At 44.8% G+C, this 17,626-nt stretch carries 13 protein-coding genes; 7 read left to right on the top strand and 6 right to left on the bottom strand.

The features are described from left to right. Positions 1-14: 14 nt before the first annotated feature. Positions 15-1,856, bottom strand: coding sequence for a hybrid-cluster NAD(P)-dependent oxidoreductase (locus ACED25_RS02965; RefSeq protein WP_017102749.1), 1,842 nt, complete (start codon positions 1,854-1,856; stop codon positions 15-17). A 218-nt stretch (positions 1,857-2,074) separates the two neighbouring features. On the opposite strand from ACED25_RS02965, the gene ACED25_RS02960 reads away from it, so the two are divergent. The 4 genes from ACED25_RS02960 to ACED25_RS02945 all read left to right on the top strand — a co-directional run bounded on the left by ACED25_RS02960 (position 2,075) and on the right by ACED25_RS02945 (position 5,994). Next, on the top strand, positions 2,075-2,233 hold the full coding sequence (locus tag ACED25_RS02960; RefSeq protein ID WP_008215717.1) for a YqaE/Pmp3 family membrane protein: 159 nt from the start codon (positions 2,075-2,077) through the stop codon (positions 2,231-2,233). Between the two features lie 192 nt (positions 2,234-2,425). Then, positions 2,426-3,454 (top strand): dihydroorotase, encoded by a 1,029-nt coding sequence (gene pyrC, locus ACED25_RS02955; protein ID WP_012600249.1) that lies wholly within the window; start codon positions 2,426-2,428, stop codon positions 3,452-3,454. 171 nt (positions 3,455-3,625) lie between these two features. Next, positions 3,626-4,843: a GGDEF domain-containing protein gene (locus ACED25_RS02950; protein ID WP_029222878.1), complete on the top strand. Its 1,218-nt coding sequence runs from the start codon at positions 3,626-3,628 to the stop codon at positions 4,841-4,843. Between the two features lie 224 nt (positions 4,844-5,067). Further along, entirely contained in the window at positions 5,068-5,994 is a 927-nt protein-coding gene (locus tag ACED25_RS02945) for a M14 family metallocarboxypeptidase (protein WP_371694591.1), read from the top strand. Positions 5,995-6,194: 200 nt separating this feature from the next. Here the strand turns inward: ACED25_RS02945 and ACED25_RS02940 are convergent, their stop codons facing one another. Both ACED25_RS02940 and ACED25_RS02935 read right to left on the bottom strand, forming a co-directional pair. Further along, positions 6,195-7,802, bottom strand: coding sequence for a BCCT family transporter (locus ACED25_RS02940; RefSeq protein WP_009845765.1), 1,608 nt, complete (start codon positions 7,800-7,802; stop codon positions 6,195-6,197). A 495-nt stretch (positions 7,803-8,297) separates the two neighbouring features. Further along, positions 8,298-8,870, bottom strand: a complete 573-nt coding sequence (locus ACED25_RS02935) for a malate synthase (RefSeq protein WP_009845766.1) — start codon at positions 8,868-8,870, stop codon at positions 8,298-8,300. A 468-nt stretch (positions 8,871-9,338) separates the two neighbouring features. Here ACED25_RS02935 and ACED25_RS02930 point away from each other — a divergent pair, with 468 nt between their 5' ends. Beyond that, entirely contained in the window at positions 9,339-10,766 is a 1,428-nt protein-coding gene (locus ACED25_RS02930; RefSeq protein ID WP_371694590.1) for an NAD-dependent succinate-semialdehyde dehydrogenase, read from the top strand. A 128-nt stretch (positions 10,767-10,894) separates the two neighbouring features. Here ACED25_RS02930 and ACED25_RS02925 read toward each other — a convergent pair whose 3' ends face one another. Together ACED25_RS02925 and ACED25_RS02920 are read right to left on the bottom strand one after the other, a co-directional pair. Further along, positions 10,895-13,081, bottom strand: coding sequence for a malate synthase G (locus tag ACED25_RS02925; protein ID WP_371694589.1), 2,187 nt, complete (start codon positions 13,079-13,081; stop codon positions 10,895-10,897). 174 nt (positions 13,082-13,255) lie between these two features. Continuing rightward, positions 13,256-14,209, bottom strand: a complete 954-nt coding sequence (locus ACED25_RS02920) for a LysR family transcriptional regulator (RefSeq protein ID WP_009845781.1) — start codon at positions 14,207-14,209, stop codon at positions 13,256-13,258. A gap of 141 nt (positions 14,210-14,350) precedes the next feature. Here ACED25_RS02920 and ACED25_RS02915 point away from each other — a divergent pair, with 141 nt between their 5' ends. Both ACED25_RS02915 and ACED25_RS02910 read left to right on the top strand, forming a co-directional pair. Continuing rightward, positions 14,351-15,949: an isocitrate lyase gene (locus ACED25_RS02915; protein WP_017102743.1), complete on the top strand. Its 1,599-nt coding sequence runs from the start codon at positions 14,351-14,353 to the stop codon at positions 15,947-15,949. 221 nt (positions 15,950-16,170) lie between these two features. Further along, the gene (locus ACED25_RS02910; protein ID WP_371694588.1) at positions 16,171-16,764 is read left to right on the top strand and encodes a hypothetical protein; all 594 of its coding nucleotides are present in this window, start codon (positions 16,171-16,173) and stop codon (positions 16,762-16,764) included. 132 nt (positions 16,765-16,896) lie between these two features. On the opposite strand, the gene ACED25_RS02905 is transcribed toward ACED25_RS02910, so the two are convergent. Beyond that, a complete protein-coding gene (locus ACED25_RS02905) occupies positions 16,897-17,298 on the bottom strand; it encodes a cystatin domain-containing protein (protein WP_371694587.1) in 402 nt (133 codons plus the stop codon). Positions 17,299-17,626: the final 328 nt, after the last annotated feature.

The following is a 17,626-nucleotide window of genomic DNA, read 5'->3' as shown; positions in this document are numbered from 1 at the left end:
GATCTAACGAGTCGTTAATCTACGACTTCGATATCGGTTTGAGGCACGCTACAACACGCCAAGATCTGCCCCATATTACGTTCATGATCTTGCAATGCAGGGACATCCGGTTGATGAACTTGTCCGGACTCAAGCGTCACTTTACAAGCACCGCAGAAACCCGCACGACAACTTGAAGCAATAGACACCCCCGCCGACTCCGCTTGCTCTAGCAAGGTTGATTGATTATTACCTTCGAACAGGTAGCCGTTCACACTTAACTGCAGTTGCTTCACAGCTTCCTCGGTCGATTGAGCCACACCAAACGCTTCCTGATGGTAATGCTGAGGGTTGAGCCCCATTTGAATCAGCAATTTCTTTGCATTATCCATAAAGCCGTCAGGGCCACACACGAACGCTTGGCGCTTGTGTAGATCTTCAATTTTAGCGACATGCGACACGCTTAGACGCCCAGATAAACCATCCCACTCTTTGGTTGGTTGGCTTAATGAATAAATCACACGAAGACCCGCGTGCTCACTGGCGATCTTATCAATCTCAGCTTGATAAGGAATGTCTTCTTCGCTGCTGCATTGATGGTAGAAAACCACATCATCAATTTGACCATGGTCGGCTAGGTAGCGAAGCATCGACAGCATTGGCGTAATGCCGCTGCCAGCAGATAAAAGCAGTAACGGGTGAGTTGGATTCGCTTCTAAGTAGAACGCACCATCTGGATTTTGAGCAACCAAAGTATCACCCACTTGAAAGTGATCATTTAACCAGTTAGAGATTTGACCATCGTCCACTCGCTTCACTGAAATCGCTAAACGACCCGCTCGTGAAGGACTAGAAGATAACGTGTAACGACGAGAAACCTTCTCGCCATCAATCACCATCTCAATCGGAAGATGTTGCCCTGGCTGATAACTTGGCAATGAATGGTTCTCTTTGGCAGGCTCTAACCAAAAGGTCGTAAAGTCACGAGCGATCTCTTCACGCTCAACACACGTTAAATGTAACGACTCAACCCAAGTGTCTTCGTAGTGTTCTTTCTCTTTGGTTTCGAGTACTTCAACCACATCACCCGCTTTAACCAAACCTTCATTTTTAGCCACAAGATTCTGACCAAAGAAAACGCCACCACGCTCGTTAGCTCTGAATGTAGAGAAGGTATTAAGAGGCTCTTTTGTTGATCTAAATTCGCCACGCTCAACATCAACTGTCGTTAGGATACAACGCTCGCAAGGCTTCACCGCTTCGAACTCAACCTCACCGATACGGATACGCTTCCAACCATCTTCAGCAAAAGCTTCTGTATTCGAAACAACAAAGTTGGTCCGGAACTGATCCATAGAGTGAACTTCAGGGCTGCGGCGATTAAGCTCATCTAGAGAGGCTTGGCTGATCACTAACATTGGATAGCCGTCAGCGAAACTGACATTATGGCCAAGCTTTTCACGCACTCGATTCGATTGCTCACCAGAAAACAGCAACTCAACACGAACTCCGAGCACATCACTGAACCAATCATCGGCTTCATCATTGGTGGTGTAAGCCGTAAAATTGTCTTTCCAAACCGTTGCTGGTGCTTCTTGCATCTTGAAATTTGCATACTTTAGACGCAGCGGCTCTTTACCTTCATAAGTAAAGATCAAACCGTCTGGTTGCAGGCTTGAAGATACCTTGACCATTTTCGGATACTTACGCGCTGTCACCATTGAGCCATCAGCCAGTGCCAACATAAAACGTCTGTCGAAAGTAAGACCCTGTTTTTCGACCCAAGCAGAAGAGAGTGCGATCCCGCCCACTGATTTAACCGGAAACACATTGATTTGAGATAAAGAGGGAGCTTGATCTAAAGGTGACTGCGACATAACGATTCCAATGTTTTGTTGTTTGTCCCAATGCTAACAAATGGTTATAAATAGATAAACTGGCAGGCATTAAACACTTGATACTAAGCTAATATCTTGAGATGTTTAAATCACTGCCTTGTATACATTAAGACAGCAATGCATTAACACTCTCTATACGTTCTATAATATGAACACGGTTATCGCATTGAACTTTCATTGAATAAAAAGGATTTATCATGAACAAACTCGTCATTATCATTTTATGTGTATTGCTTCCGCCCGTTGGTGTGTTCTTCGCTCGCGGTGCAGGTAAAGATTTACTGATTAACATCGTCCTGACCTTCTTCTTCTGGGTTCCAGGAATGATCCATGGTCTGTGGGTAGCCACCCGCTAACCCTTATTAACAAATAGATACCGAATAAAATATCCATAAAAACAAGCTCCTAACCCTGAAGAGTTAAAAATAGGATGAAATGAAAGTGCTTTTCCACTATCATCCTGTCGCCTAAACGTAAGCGATTGCTTTCACAGATTTCGCTGAGTTTAGGCTCCAACTACATAACACTTCAAATGGTGGGAGCCTTCAATGACACAACTTACGATTACTCGTCCTGACGACTGGCACGTTCATCTACGCGATGGCGAAGTATTAAAAGATACAGTCCGCGATATCAGCCGCTACAATGGTCGAGCGTTAATCATGCCAAACACCATCCCACCGGTAACCGATACCGAAATGGCTCTTGCTTACCGTGAACGCATCATGGCAGAGCAGCCAAGTGAACAGTTCCAGCCTCTAATGGCACTTTACCTAACAGACAACACAACACCTGATGAAATTCGCAAAGCGAAAGAATCTGGCGCTGTTGTAGCGGCGAAGCTATACCCTGCTGGCGCAACGACAAACTCGGATTCAGGTGTAACTTCAGCTCAAAAGATCTACCACGTACTAGAAGCGATGCAAGAAGTGGGTATGTTGCTGCTGGTACACGGTGAAGTAACGGCTCACGATGTTGATATCTTTGACCGTGAAAAAGAGTTCCTAGACACGGTTCTAGCACCGATTGTTAACGACTTCCCTAACCTGAAGATCGTTCTAGAGCACATCACGACTGCAGATGCAGCGACTTTCGTTAAGAACGCTAACGAGAACGTAGCGGCAACCATCACAGCTCACCACTTGCTTTACAACCGTAACCACATGCTGGTTGGCGGCATTAAGCCACATTTCTACTGCCTACCTATCCTTAAGCGCAACACACACCAGTTAGCACTTATCGAAGCGGCAACAAGCGGTAGCAAGAAGTTCTTCTTGGGTACCGATTCTGCGCCACACGCGAAAGGCGCTAAAGAGTCAGCATGTGGTTGTGCAGGTTCTTACACAGCACACGCTGCGGTTGAACTGTACGCTGAAGTATTCGATTTAGAAGGCAAGATTGAGAACTTGGAAGCGTTTGCAAGCCACAATGGTCCGGATTTCTACGGCATGCCACGTAATGCAGACACAATCACGCTCGTTAAAGAAGAGTGGAATGTTGCTGAAACCATGCCTTTCGGTTCAGACATCGTTGTGCCAATCCGTGGCGGTGAAACGATTGCTTGGGCTGTAAAATAGTAGTCCGATGTTGTAAAGCTTAAGCGCTCATTACAACTTATAAAACACTAAGCCCTTCACATAAGTGAAGGGCTTTTTTATTATCTCTTAATACCCTTGATTCTAGGCAATTAGCGCCTAACCTTACCTTATAACCACCCAAAAAGTACGGTTAAAAATCAGCGGTAAAATATGACTCTAGACTTAGATATTCGAACTTTGTGTTTAATTATGGTGTTTTTGTCTGGTACGTACTGTATCGGTCTAGTAATCAAACAACAAAGCCAAGCTCGTATTCTAGGAATGCGCAGTTTTTTCTGTGCCATATTTTTATTAATGGTAGGGTTTTCATTACTGAGCTTTGGCTCCCACATTTCACCTTGGCTCTCAAAAATAACATCAAATATGGCAATAGCCGGCGGATTCGCTTCAATGGTGTTTAGCCTGACTCAATTAAGACAATCGCCCTCGCTCTATAGCGTTTGCGTTTTCTTGGGATTACCAGTCGTCATCGTTACCTTGATTTACTTCACCCTCTACGATGCATCAACCAATGCGAGAGTGATAACGATGAGTTTTTATATCACGTTATGTACTGTGGCCAGTGTATTGGTCATAAAAACAGGCACTGTCGCTGATGTCAAAGCAGCGCTTGTACTATTGATGAGTGTATTCAGTGCTCACTCTATTTTCATGCTAGTTAGGATCTGGATAACCCTTAAGGAACCTAATATTGACGACTTTTTACAAGCAAGTAGCATCCATCAACTTGCGTTCATCATGACTGCTATTTTGCTTAGCACGATCGGCTTCACTTACAACTGGCTTCTAAACGCCAGATTGATGCAATCACTTTATAGCTCATCAATGAAAGACAGCTTAACCCAGTTGTATAATCGCCGCGCTATGAATGAAATGTTAAGACGAGAATGGATGCGCAGCGTAAGGCATCATCACCCCTTATCGGTGATCATTCTCGATATCGACCACTTTAAACAGGTCAACGATCAACATGGTCACCAGACTGGCGATCAAGTATTGAAAAAAATAGGCATCATTCTCCAACACAACCTTAGAGCCGCAGATATACCGTTCCGCTATGGCGGCGAAGAGTTCTTGATTGTATTGCCTGATACCCGTATCGGTGAAGCATGTAAGGTAGCTGAGAAGTTACGAATAATTATCGAAGAGACCAAGTTTTGGCGACAGCAAAGTGCCAATCTGACAGCAAGTTTTGGGCTGTCTGAACTTTGGGCTGAAGACAAGGTTCCTAGTATGATTAAACGCGCGGATGAAGCCTTATATTACGCAAAAGAAAATGGTCGAAATACGGTCTGTGCTTTAACTGATGAGCAAGGAAAATTGACAAAGCAGGACTTACCTTCCCTTACTTCACCAGTGCAACACTAGTTTTATAGAAAGCACCGATTTCGGTATCGGACGTTAGCATTTGATATAACCTAGAAAAAGGAAAAACTCATTACAAAAAAAGCAGCACAGAAAACAAGGCTCTCCATAAACAATATTAACAATACGAATCACTTGTAACATAAGTCCACTCAATAAGAGTTGCACGATACTCTTCTGCTGATTATTCTCACTCAATCGCAACTTACCCCACAGAGATAAAAACAATGGAAAGTACTTACACTTACCCTGTCGGTAAACCGGGACAAAAGTGGCAACAAGCAGAACGTGAAGCATGGTTAGCTCAAAGAACGGTTAAGCGTGAATACCAACAAGAAGTTGTGCCAAAGATTAAAGCACTTGCAGACCGTTTTGACATCGAACAATACGGTGCGCTGAGCTACGACGAAGCTCGCTTCCCACTTTTTGTAATTAAGAGCAAAAACTGGGACGAGTCAAAACCGACCATTCTCGTTACAGGTGGCGTTCACGGTTACGAAACCAGTGGTGTGCATGGCGCTATCAAATTTGCAGCGACCCAAGCAGAGAAATACGCAGCGCACTTCAACATTGTAGTAGCACCTTGTGTAAGCCCTTGGGGTTACGAAGTGATCAACCGCTGGAACCCAAATGCTGTTGATCCAAACCGCTCTTTCTATGACGGTACGCCAGCAGAAGAATCAGCAAACCTGCGTGCTTTAGTGGCCTCTTTGCCAGAAGTATTGGTTCACGTTGACCTGCATGAGACGACAGATTCTGATGAAACTGAATTCCGCCCAGCACTTGCTGCTCGTGATGGCATTGAGTACATCGAAGGTATGATCCCAGATGGTTTCTACACGGTTGGCGATACAGAAAATCCGCAACCAGAATTCCAAGCGGCAGTAATTGCTTCAGTAGAAAAAGTAACGCACATTGCGCCTGCGGATGACGAAGGCAAGATCATTGGTTCAGACGTCACTCAACACGGTGTGATCAACTACCCAATGAAGAAGCTTGGCCTATGTGGCGGCGTGACCGACTGTAAGTACGGAACAACCACAGAGGTTTACCCAGACAGCGACAAAGTGACTGACGAAGAGTGTAATGACGCTCAAGTTGCTGCTGTAGTCGGTGCTTTGGATTACGTAATTCAACATGAATTGAACGCGTAAGCTATTAGCTAAAGCTGCTCCCTAAAACTAAAAAGAGCCACAAGTGACAATCCGCTTGTGGCTCTTTTTTTGTCTTTTCTCTTACCTTTGATTTCTTCTTGGGCATAAAAAAGCTCCCTTGCACACAGCACAAGAGAGCTTTGAAATAACGCTGAATAAGGAGTAATTAGCGAACTATATACTCCCCATACTCGATTACTTTATTTAGCGGTCTCACTAACGTTTTCTTGTCCTTTATCTACTTCAGTCAGTAGACCTTTCAACAAGCTAAAACAGCCAATCAGAAGAATGATCGTAAACGGCAGTGCAGCAATGATCGTGATCGATTGCAGAGCTTGGATAGATTGAGTACCACCAATCCACAGCATTACCATTGCGATAGCACCTGAGATAACCGCCCAAACCACTTTCTGTTTAACAGGAACTTCAAGCTTACCACCCGCTGTCATGCCATCGATAACGATAGAGCCTGAGTCTAGCGTTGTAACGAAGAACACAATGATCAGTGCGACTGCGAGAACTGACAGAATGCTACCGAACGAGTAAGCATCTAGCATGTAGAACAAGCTTAGAGATACGTCTGTAATGCCTTGGTCGAGGCCAAGTTGTCCCACATGGTTAATTACTTGCTCGATAGCCACGCCACCGAAGATCGACATCCAAGCCGACGTTACCAATGTTGGGATAATCAGTACGCAAAGTAGGAACTCACGAACCGTACGGCCCTTAGAAATGCGCGCTACGAACATACCGAAGAATGGTGCATACGCAACCCACCATGCCCAGTAGAACACAGTCCAACCATGCAGCCATGTTGTGTCTTCACGACCCGCACTTTGGCTCAAAGCTACGATGTTTTTCACATAGCCCGTTGCCGCAGTCGCCACAGAATCAAGCACTGTCGTAAAGTTCAATACAGCGATAAGACCAAGGAATACGAACGCAATAACCATGTTCAGGTTACTTAGGAACTTAACACCACCGTCCATGCCACGCATAACAGAGATGATCGCCAAGCCCATAATCAAAACGATAATAGATTGCTGAAGGTAGATGTTGTTTTCCAAGCCAAACACGTGGCTAATACCACTTGCTGCTTGCGTACCACCTAGGCCTAATGAAGTCGCAAGGCCAAACAGAGTAACCAGTACCGTTAGTACGTCGATCACATCACCTGTTTTACCCCAAACTCGTTCACCCAGTATTGGGTAAAACACAGAACGCATTGATAGCGGTAAGCCTTTGTTGTAAACAAAGTACGCTAGACAAAGCGCCGTCATGCCATAGATAGCCCATGCATGAAAACCCCAGTGGAATACGGTTGCACCTAGTGCTAGTTCACGGCCTGCTTCTGTAAAAGGTTCCGCATCTAATGGTGTGCCGAACCAGTTAGTGAAGAACGCGGTTGGCTCAGCAACACCCCAGAAAATAAGCCCGATACCCATACCGGCTGCGAATAACATCGCAATCCAAGATGACATCGAATAGTCCGCCGTCGCGTCTTCGCCACCTAGGCGAATCTTACCCAACGGTGAAAATGCTAGAACAACAGCAAACGCTAGCATGATGTTAGCTCCCCACATAAACAGGAAGTCAAACTTTGATAAAACAGCACCCTTAATAGAATCAATAGCAGCTTTAGCGTCTGCTGGCGGAAGAGCAAGAAGAGTGATGATGAAGAGAAGAGATAAGCCTACTGAGGCTATGAAGACGGTGTTGTGGACATCCATGCCCCATTTACTGACGTTATCTTGACCAACTTGATAGTCAGTAGAATCGATACTGTATTTTTTTGATTTAAAACTCATAAATTATGATGTTCACATATCCGAATCAACGAATATAAGGACGCTCTCCATATCCAATTACTACTTGATTGGCTCGCCGCACCACCTAAATAAAGGCGATAAAAATCACAATGGTTGGTGATAAATGGACTTACTGGCTCAATCCCAAGGCGCGTATTATAGCACAGGTCGAAGCATTTTGACTGAGTTTTAGCTCAATAGTCACCCAAACCACCGTTGATAGTGATAGTTAACCCAATAAAAACAGAATAAAATAAACACACAAAAACCTTAAAATACAGTGCTTTAAATTAAAATGACGCACCGTAAAATCTCATACAAACTTTCTACAGATAATATTAACAACAGCCTGATTTATTTATAGCTCTAATAAAAAAGCCCCGCTATAGGGGCGGGGAAATTACCAAAGGTAAAAGAGAAATCAGTATTCAAATGTCAGTGCTACGTCTTACTACGCTTCTTGCCATAGAGACTTCACATTTCAAAGGCAGTACATTAAATCGCGAAGCAAAAGCCTAGGTTGTAGTCTTCGCCATTCTTTTCAGTGAACTCTTTATCTTCACTCGATGCGCTTGGTCGGCCGCTTTCATCACCCTTCACTAAGCTAACCCAATGGCGAATACCAGAAGAGAGGTTCGCTTCAGTTTGGCCAAACGTGGTGCATGTCTCTAATTGAATGTCTTCGATGTTCACCAACTCTAAGTTACCAGTGCCTTTACGAGCACCTATTGTCACTTCAACATGAGTTCCACTCTCGTCTCGAAATAGAATTGATGATGGTTTAGATTTATCACCCGCATAAGCGACAAAGTGCTTCGCTCTTTTCAGGCCAGTGTGCTCGCCGTTTTTGAAGTAAACCTGAACATGTCGATAATCAATCTCGTAGCTCACTGCATCTTCGTGTGAACCCGCCTCTAGAGGGAATAGAGTATCAAGCAACTGTTTCGCCATTTTTTGTTTTTCGAGTTGCTTGTCTGCTTTCACCATTTCTACGGCAAAGACAGCTTCAGCAATAAATGTTGAATGGTTTCTGTGAAGTTCTGTTTTGTCTAGTGTCAGCATATTCATAATCTTTCCCTCTTACGGCTTTGAATTTCATGTAGGTCAAAAATCCTGATTGACCCTTTTCAAATGTGTTCTTTACTGTGTGGCTTCCATGTATTTCATACTACTTGTATTTTTTAAACAATTTCACAACAAAAATTTCACAGTGTGAATTTTACTAAATTGATTTTTTACACAAACCGGAATTTCCGCCCCCAGCCCTTTATCTAATTGGGCTGAGAGCTCATTAGACACACTTTTACGTGTTGTTTGATTTTGTGTAATAACCGATTCAATCACAGTCAACACGCAGCGCTATGGTAATCATTTCAAGAAAAAGGGTAGGTGTTTTCGTCTTGCAAACAAGAAACACTGTATTATTGAGTAGTAACCATAAGCTTCGACCAATCAACGGTTGGTCGAAGTCATTTCAACACACGCCACCCCGCACATAAGCAACACGTCTAAAGTAATCACAACAAAGGAATCACGATGCTAAACATTAAGAACCAGCACTTACTCTCTTTTATGGTGACAGAAGCGAACAACGCAGTTGCAGTCACAAACCCAGCAACGGGTGAGCTTATTGGCCACGCACCAATCTCATCTGAGGCAGAGTTAGAGAGTGCTATCGAACGCGCTCATGTTGCGCAGAAAGAGTGGGCAAAAACTCCCGCTAAATCCCGTGCTGCATTGCTAAGTGGTTGGCATCAACTGATCCTTGAAAACAAAGAAGATCTTGCTCGCCTAATGACCATTGAACAAGGTAAGCCGTTAGCAGAAGCAACGGGCGAAGTGGTGTATGGCGCGAGCTTTATTGAATGGTTTGCCGAAGAAGCCAAGCGCACCTATGGTGATTCTATTCCTAGCACCGTCGCTGGCAAACGCTTGGTAACCATCAAACAACCTATCGGAGTCGCATGTGCCATTACGCCATGGAACTTTCCGATTGCGATGATCACTCGTAAGGCCGCTCCTGCCCTTGCTGCTGGCTGTAGTTTTATTGTGAAGCCCTCAGATGAAACGCCGCTTTCTGCGTTTGCTGTGGTTGAATTGGCTTACCAAGCGGGCATTCCTAAAGATCTACTCCAAGTCGTACTTGGCGATAGCCCTGAACAGATTGGCGAGCTTTTCACATCACACCCACTGATCAAAAAGATCTCTTTTACTGGTTCGACTCGAGTCGGCAGTATCTTGATGGCTCAAGCGGCAAAAGGCATTAAGCGTACCTCAATGGAACTGGGTGGCAATGCACCGTTTATCGTGTTTGACGATGCGGATATCGACGCTGCAGTTCAAGGCGCAATGGCTTCAAAATTCCGTAATGCAGGCCAAACCTGTGTTTGTGCGAACCGTTTCTACGTTCATAGCAAGGTACATGACGAGTTTGTAGCAAAATTCGACCAAGCCGTTCAGCTGCTTAAGATTGGTAACGGTTTAGATGAGGGTGTCACCATTGGTCCTGTTGTCAGTCAGAATGCGAAGAACAACATTCAAGCATTAATAGAGAGAGCGGTAGAACAAGGCGCGACACCTGTGACGCCAACTCAAGAGCTTGATGGGCTTTTCCTTCAGCCTGTCATTCTTAAAAATGTGAAGCACAGCATGGACATTGTTCAGCAAGAGATCTTCGGCCCAGTCGCTCCTGTGATGCAATTCGAGACAGACGAAGAGCTTATTGAGATGGCCAACGACACCATTTATGGATTAGCGTCGTACTTCTACAGTCAGAACATTCATCGAGTATGGAACATTGCAGAGGCACTTGAGTACGGTATGGTCGGTATTAATGATGGCCTCATCTCAACCGAGGTCGCGCCCTTCGGCGGTGTTAAGCAGTCAGGTATTGGTCGTGAAGGCGCAAAAGAAGGCATCGATGAATACATGGATATCAAGTATCTTTGCTTTGGTAGTAACTAAGTCTTAGTGAGCACTAACCTGCCCCATTCTCTCCCCTTCCCACACACAAAAAAAACCAAAAAAAGCCGCGCTAAATTAGCGCGGCACCTTGGGCTCGGTTCAAATAGGGGTACTACTTTTTTTATTATTTATTGTGAGGTTCCTTTCAGCTTCAGTCGCATCGCATGCAACACTGGCTCGGTATAACCACTAGGTTGAGCGCAGCCTTCGAATACCAGCTGACAAGCCGCTGAGAAAGCAATGCTATTTTCAAAATCTGGCGCCATATAGCGGTAGCTAGAATCACCTGCATTCTGCCCATCAACCACTGCTGCCATACGCTTCATGGTTTTCAATACTTGGGCTTCCTCGCAAATACCGTGACGTAACCAGTTAGCGATGTGTTGGCTTGAAATACGCAATGTCGCTCGGTCTTCCATTAGCCCTACATCGTTAATATCTGGCACTTTCGAACAACCGACTCCTTGGTCAATCCAACGAACTACGTAGCCAAGAATACCTTGAGTATTGTTGTCCAATTCATTTTGGATATCTTTAGCAGTCAGCTTTTGATTACCTAGTAGCGGGATAGTCAGGATATCGTCGACGTTCGCTCTCACACGTTCACGAAGCTCTTTCTGACGGCTAGGAACACTCACCTTGTGATAGTGCAAAGCATGCAAAGTCGCGGCAGTTGGAGAAGGAACCCAAGCGGTATTTGCACCCGCTTGTGGGTGTCCGATTTTCGCATCCATCATCTTCGCCATGTTGTCCGGCTCTGGCCACATACCTTTACCGATTTGGGCCTTACCTTGCAGGCCACAAGCTAAGCCAAGATCAACGTTTTGATCTTCGTATGCGCCAATCCAAGTCATGGTTTTCAGCTGTGTTTTAGGAGCGAATGGTCCTGCTTCCATACTGGTGTGAATCTCATCACCCGTTCGGTCTAAGAACCCTGTGTTGATGAACACAACACGATCTTTAGCCGCTCGAATACACTCTTTAAGATTGACTGAAGTACGACGCTCTTCGTCCATGATGCCGACTTTGATCGTGAATCGATCTAGCCCTAATGCATCTTCAATACGGCCAAACAGTTCATTGGTGAAGGCGACTTCTTCAGGACCATGCATCTTAGGTTTAACTATATTGATGCTGTTCGCGGTCGAGTTTTGGTACGCGCTGTTGCCTTTTAAATCATGCATCGCGATTAGCGAAGTGATCATGCCATCCATAATGCCTTCAGGGACTTCGTTACCGTCAGCATCAATAATGGCAGGGTTGGTCATCAGATGGCCCACGTTGCGGATGAACAACATGCTGCGACCTTTCAGCGAGATCTCGCCTCCCGTCACACTGGTGTATTGACGATCGGGATTTAGGTTACGAACGATGGTTTTGCCGTTTTTCTCTAGCGACTCTTGTAAGTCACCTTTCATCAAGCCTAACCAGTTACGGTAAGCCAATGCTTTGTCTTCACCATCAACCGCTGCTACCGAATCTTCACAATCCATAATGGTGGTGAGAGCCGATTCTACCAACACATCTTTAATGCCAGCTACATCGACGCTACCAATCGGTGCGCTTGGGTCAATTTGAATTTCGATATGTAAATTATTGTGTTTCAGCAGAATACTTGAAGGGGCACTCGCATCACCTTGATAACCAATGAACTGGTTGCGATCAATCAGAGTGACTTCTTCGCCGTTATCTAAGGTCGCTGTCAGTGTATTGCCAATGCTGACGTTGCTGATGCTGTATTTGGTGACGTCTTTATGAGAGACACCGTTGAGAGGTGCAGCATCATCAAGGAAACCTCGAGCGTAGCTCACCACTTTAGCACCGCGTACCGGGTTAAAGCTTCCTCCCTTTTCCGCGCCGTCACTTTCACTGATGACATCGGTTCCGTAGAGCGCATCGTATAAACTGCCCCAACGCGCATTAGCCGCGTTAAGTGCAAAACGTGCATTCATAATAGGTACAACAAGCTGCGGGCCCGCTTGTGTTGCAATTTCAGGCTCTACGCTTGCAGTCGTTACTTGAAAGTCTTCGCCCTCAGGGACTAAGTAGCCAATCTGCTGTAAGAACTCTTTGTACTCCACAGGATCTAGCGCTTGTCCGGCACGCTCTTGATGCCAAACATCAATTTGATGTTGAAGATCGTCGCGCTTAATAAGCAATGCGCGGTTCTTTGGAGCCAAATCTTCAAGGATGGTTGCAAATGATTGCCAAAAGTCTTCAGCGATAATGCCTGTTCCAGGAATCACCTGCTCATTAATTAATTGGTAGAGGGTGCTATCAATGTTCAAGCTTCCCTGTTGAATACGACTGCTCATAAAATCTCTCTCAAACTAACTGATGACTACTCATTAAATCTACGTAACTGGCTTAAATTCACGTTACTAGCTCAAATTTACTTTACTAACTTAAACTTACGCAACGGACATAAATTTAGCTAATTTATGCCAGTTATACTGGATATTCATATAAAAAATACCCTGCAAACTGTGTTATTCCGTCACACCACTCTCTATTTCATTGGCGACACTTTTAATCAATCGGCGCATCCACTGATGGTCTGGATTAGTTTGTAACAATGGACTCCACGCCATCTTCACCTCAAAGGGTTCAATAGCAAATGGCGCAGGTTTGATTAACAACCGAGGGTTGTTGCGCTGCAATTGTGCTGCTTTGGTTGGAATGGTCAGGATCAGGTTCTTCTGTTGAGCGAAGAGAATCGCCGACAGGTAGTGTCGTGTGAACACCGTGATATTACGCGTTTTGCCAATGCGCATTAATGCTTCATCTATCCAACCAAGCTTTTGCGCTTCGCTTGGATTAATCCCAACGCCGGTGCCCATACCCGTCTTACTTACCCAGATATGTTGCGCCTTTAGATAAGACAAAATATCGAAGTTGTCCGCTATCGGGTTATCACAACTAAATAGGCAAGAGAACCCGTCGTGCCAAAGGCTCATCTGATGGAACGACTGTGGAATATCGTCAAAACGGTTGATGATAATATCAACAGTGCCTTGCTCCACATCCTGATAACTCACGTCACTTGGCGTCATAATATCCAAGCGTATTTTCGGTGCTATCTCGCTCAACTTTTTTAATAGCGGCTGAATAATGGTCGACTCAGCATAGTCACTCGCCATGATACGAAACACACGTTCACTGTCTTCTGCATTAAATTCCGTGGTCGGCTGCAATGTCTTTTCTACATTCGCCAAGATGTTTCTAATCAATGGCTGCAGTTTATGTGCTCGCTCGGTCGGTATCATCCCTTCACTGGTTCTCACCAACAGCGGGTCTTCAAATAGATCACGTAATCGACGCAGGCCATTACTCATGGCTGGCTGAGTGATTCCTAACTGATTTGCTGCTCGTGTTACGTTTCTTTCACGTAGCAACATGTCTAAATACACAAGTAAATTAAGGTCTATACGAGCAATATTCATAAGAAAAATACCGAATATAATAACTATAAATTAACAAAATTATCACATACATGGTTATTCTTTGTCCATGGTTAGATTTAATCCAAATCAAATGACCTCGCCAAATTGGCCAACATGTCCACGTGAAACTAAGGAATAGTTATGTCGCAAATTACACAAGATATCGAAAAGATTGAAGTTGCAAAAAGCGCTGCTGGTGCTCCATGGGATGCAATCAACCCTGAATCTGCAGCTCGTATGCGAGCTCAAAACAAATTCAAAACAGGTCTGGATATTGCGCAATACACGGCAGATATTATGCGTGCAGACATGGCGGCTTACGACGAAGACAGCTCTCAATACACTCAGTCTCTGGGTTGCTGGCACGGTTTCATCGGCCAACAAAAGCTGATTTCTATTAAGAAGCACTTTGATGGCAAGACAGACCGTCGTTACCTATACCTTTCAGGTTGGATGGTAGCAGCACTTCGCTCTGACTTCGGTCCACTTCCAGACCAATCTATGCATGAGAAAACGTCAGTTGCTGGCCTAGTAGAAGAGCTATACACCTTCCTACGTCAAGCGGATGCTCGTGAACTAGGTGGCTTGTTCCGTCAACTAGACGCAGCACGTGAAGCGGGTGATGTGAATCGACAAGACCAAATCCAAGACAAAATCGACAACCACGTAACACACGTAGTACCAATCATTGCGGATATCGATGCAGGTTTCGGTAACGCAGAAGCGACTTACCTAATGGCTAAGCAGATGATTGAAGCGGGTGCATGTTGTCTACAAATCGAAAACCAAGTAGCCGATGAGAAGCAATGTGGTCACCAAGACGGCAAAGTAACGGTTCCTCATGCTGACTTCCACGCAAAACTTCGAGCACTTCGTTACGCTTTCCTTGAACTAGGCATCGACAACGGCATCATCGTTGCTCGTACCGATTCACAAGGTGCTGGCCTAACAAAAGAAATCGCGGTAGTGAAAGAGCCAGGCGACCAAGGTGACATCTACAACTCTTACCTAGATGTTGAAGAGATTGATGTTGCAGATATGGCTGAAGGTGATGTTTGCTTCAACCGTGACGGCAAGCTAGTTCGTCCTAAGCGTCTGCCTTCAGGCTTATACCAATTCCGCGAAGGTACGGGTGAAGACCGCTGTGTATTCGACTGTATTGAAGCAATCAACGCGGGTGCTGACCTTCTTTGGATTGAGACTGAGAAACCACACATCGGTCAAATCAAAGAGATGATGGACGGCGTACGTGAAGTACACCCTAATGCGAAACTGGTTTACAACAACTCTCCATCATTCAACTGGACATTAAACTTCCGCCAACAAGCATACGATGCAATGGCAGCAGAAGGTAAAGATGTATCAGCTTACGACCGTGCAAGCCTAATGAGTGCGGAATACGATGAAACTGAACTGTCTGCAAGCGCTGACGAGAAGATTCGTACATTCCAAGCGGACGCATCTCGCGAAGCGGGTATCTTCCACCACTTGATTACTCTGCCGACTTACCACACAGCAGCACTGTCTACCGACAACCTTGCAAAAGAATACTTCGGTGACCAAGGCATGTTGGGCTACGTTGCAAATGTTCAACGTAAAGAGATTCGCCAAGGTATTGCATGTGTTAAACACCAAAACATGTCTGGTTCAGACATGGGTGATGACCACAAAGAATACTTTGCTGGTGAAAATGCACTAAAAGCAGCGGGTGAAGCGAATACGTCTAATCAATTTGATTAATCGTTAACAGCGTTTCCCTTCTAGAATCTCCCCCTCCCTTTTCCCTGTTAGGTGCTGGGAGGGAGGAGGTTTTGGGATCAAGCTTGTACTGCCGGCTTCATCTCAAAGCCTCAGATTTGTGTTCCACACCACTGTGACCCTGAAAAATTCTGTTTAAACTGATCACATTCCTGTTTGTTGATTTTCCTATTTATTGATATGCCTATTTATTGAGAGTGCCTATGACTTCAATACCGACACACCTACAAGATGCTAAAACACTGCTGTCAGAAAATGGTTTCGCGACTGGTGATACTTGGTATCACGGCACATCTTCAGCCTTGCTCGCTTCAATCCAAGGCCAAGGGCTGAAACGCTCAGGAGACAAAGCACTCAATGAAGCCGCGTCAAAAACCATGGCAACGATTGGCAATAATTACACAGAATCCGTTGAGCCCGTCTTCTTAACACAGAGTAAAGAACTGGCCTACTACTGGGCTCAGCAAACCATTCGCGAGCGCAGCACTCGTTTTGAGGGTGAAGAGCGCCCTATCGTATTAGCGGTAAATTTAACGGATAAACAACGTGCCAAAGTAAGGCCTGACGTTGGCGCAATGAGCCTATTAATGATGAGTGTTGGCGAGCAATTCATGGCTCACTTAACTGAGATCTATCAAGAGAACAACATCGCAGGCCCAGACATCGAACTGCGCACTGCGGATCGTATGGACTATCTCAATAAGCTTGGAATGGCCTACATTGATGAAGACATCAGCCGTGCTTGCGTGCAAGCGCTTTATAAACCAGAGCTATCAGAGCCGGAACTGACCAGTTAATCAGGTTCATTACGTCAGTACGATTCAGAATAAAAAAGGGCTCCTAATCTAGGAGCCCTTTTTATGTGTGACGTTATTTACATGCTCGTTAATCAATGGGTTAGTTGAACAATAGACATGTAAGTCAATAGACTAGTTAATCAACGGACACAAGCGACCTTGTTGTGCAGCTTGCGTCATTTCGATATCACCTTGTAGCGAGCGATAAACAACAGTATTCCACACTTCACCATTATCCATTTCAAACTCGATCGCATAGTTCAAACCCGCGACAACCTGAGTTCGAACACTCAAGATCTGCTTGAGCTCAGCTGAAGTGTTCATTTGACTAAGAACTGCGTCTAAAGCTTGCTTAGCTTGTGGTGTGATAGCGCTTTGCGACCAACCACCTGTCAGGTTTTTAGTGCTACAGATCGGATTCGCTTTCTCTTGCGGTTGCACGGGAGCATCAGACTCCTGACTGCATCCAGCTAACACAGCAACACTAAACACAGTTGCTAATCCAAGTAATGATGTTAATCGTACTTTTTTCATAAATCCTCTCTACATCGTTCATTCAGTCAGTCATTTACGAGAGATTACCCGTAATGATGTTTCATATGCAGGCAAGCTTAAACCTCGAATGTCATCACTTCATCAGAAATTATGTTGTAACTAATCTGTAAATACAGAGCACTGTCAGAAAACCAAAGCCGGACAATAAGCAGACAAGTAAGTATTTGAGAATACACTAATTTAGGGGTTCATGAATTGATTGAAAAATGGCGAAACCATGTTGTTTAGGATTAGTACAAGTAGTAAACTCCCACTTTAAATGCAGCTTGTTTTTGAGAAACTAAACGCACAAAAAGTTAGGGCAACT

Origin of the sequence: Vibrio sp. 1F263 (genome assembly GCF_041439035.1) — a bacterium.
Lineage (GTDB): Bacteria > Pseudomonadota > Gammaproteobacteria > Enterobacterales > Vibrionaceae > Vibrio > Vibrio tasmaniensis_A.
Note: the sequence above shows the minus strand (reverse complement) of the source record. Positions and strands in the feature narration are given on the sequence as shown.

Bases quoted from the DNA above. Each gene is read 5' to 3' on its own strand.
- ACED25_RS02925 (WP_371694589.1), bottom strand. From the start codon at position 13,081: ATGAGCAGTCGTATTCAACAGGGAAGCTTGAACATTGATAGCACCCTC.
- ACED25_RS02940 (WP_009845765.1), bottom strand. From the start codon at position 7,802: ATGAGTTTTAAATCAAAAAAATACAGTATCGATTCTACTGACTATCAA.
- ACED25_RS02905 (WP_371694587.1), bottom strand. From the start codon at position 17,298: ATGAAAAAAGTACGATTAACATCATTACTTGGATTAGCAACTGTGTTT.
- ACED25_RS02915 (WP_017102743.1), top strand. From the start codon at position 14,351: ATGTCGCAAATTACACAAGATATCGAAAAGATTGAAGTTGCAAAAAGC.
- ACED25_RS02965 (WP_017102749.1), bottom strand. From the start codon at position 1,856: ATGTCGCAGTCACCTTTAGATCAAGCTCCCTCTTTATCTCAAATCAAT.
- ACED25_RS02920 (WP_009845781.1), bottom strand. From the start codon at position 14,209: ATGAATATTGCTCGTATAGACCTTAATTTACTTGTGTATTTAGACATG.
- ACED25_RS02960 (WP_008215717.1), top strand. From the start codon at position 2,075: ATGAACAAACTCGTCATTATCATTTTATGTGTATTGCTTCCGCCCGTT.
- ACED25_RS02930 (WP_371694590.1), top strand. From the start codon at position 9,339: ATGCTAAACATTAAGAACCAGCACTTACTCTCTTTTATGGTGACAGAA.
- ACED25_RS02950 (WP_029222878.1), top strand. From the start codon at position 3,626: ATGACTCTAGACTTAGATATTCGAACTTTGTGTTTAATTATGGTGTTT.
- pyrC (WP_012600249.1), top strand. From the start codon at position 2,426: ATGACACAACTTACGATTACTCGTCCTGACGACTGGCACGTTCATCTA.
- ACED25_RS02935 (WP_009845766.1), bottom strand. From the start codon at position 8,870: ATGAATATGCTGACACTAGACAAAACAGAACTTCACAGAAACCATTCA.
- ACED25_RS02945 (WP_371694591.1), top strand. From the start codon at position 5,068: ATGGAAAGTACTTACACTTACCCTGTCGGTAAACCGGGACAAAAGTGG.
- ACED25_RS02910 (WP_371694588.1), top strand. From the start codon at position 16,171: ATGACTTCAATACCGACACACCTACAAGATGCTAAAACACTGCTGTCA.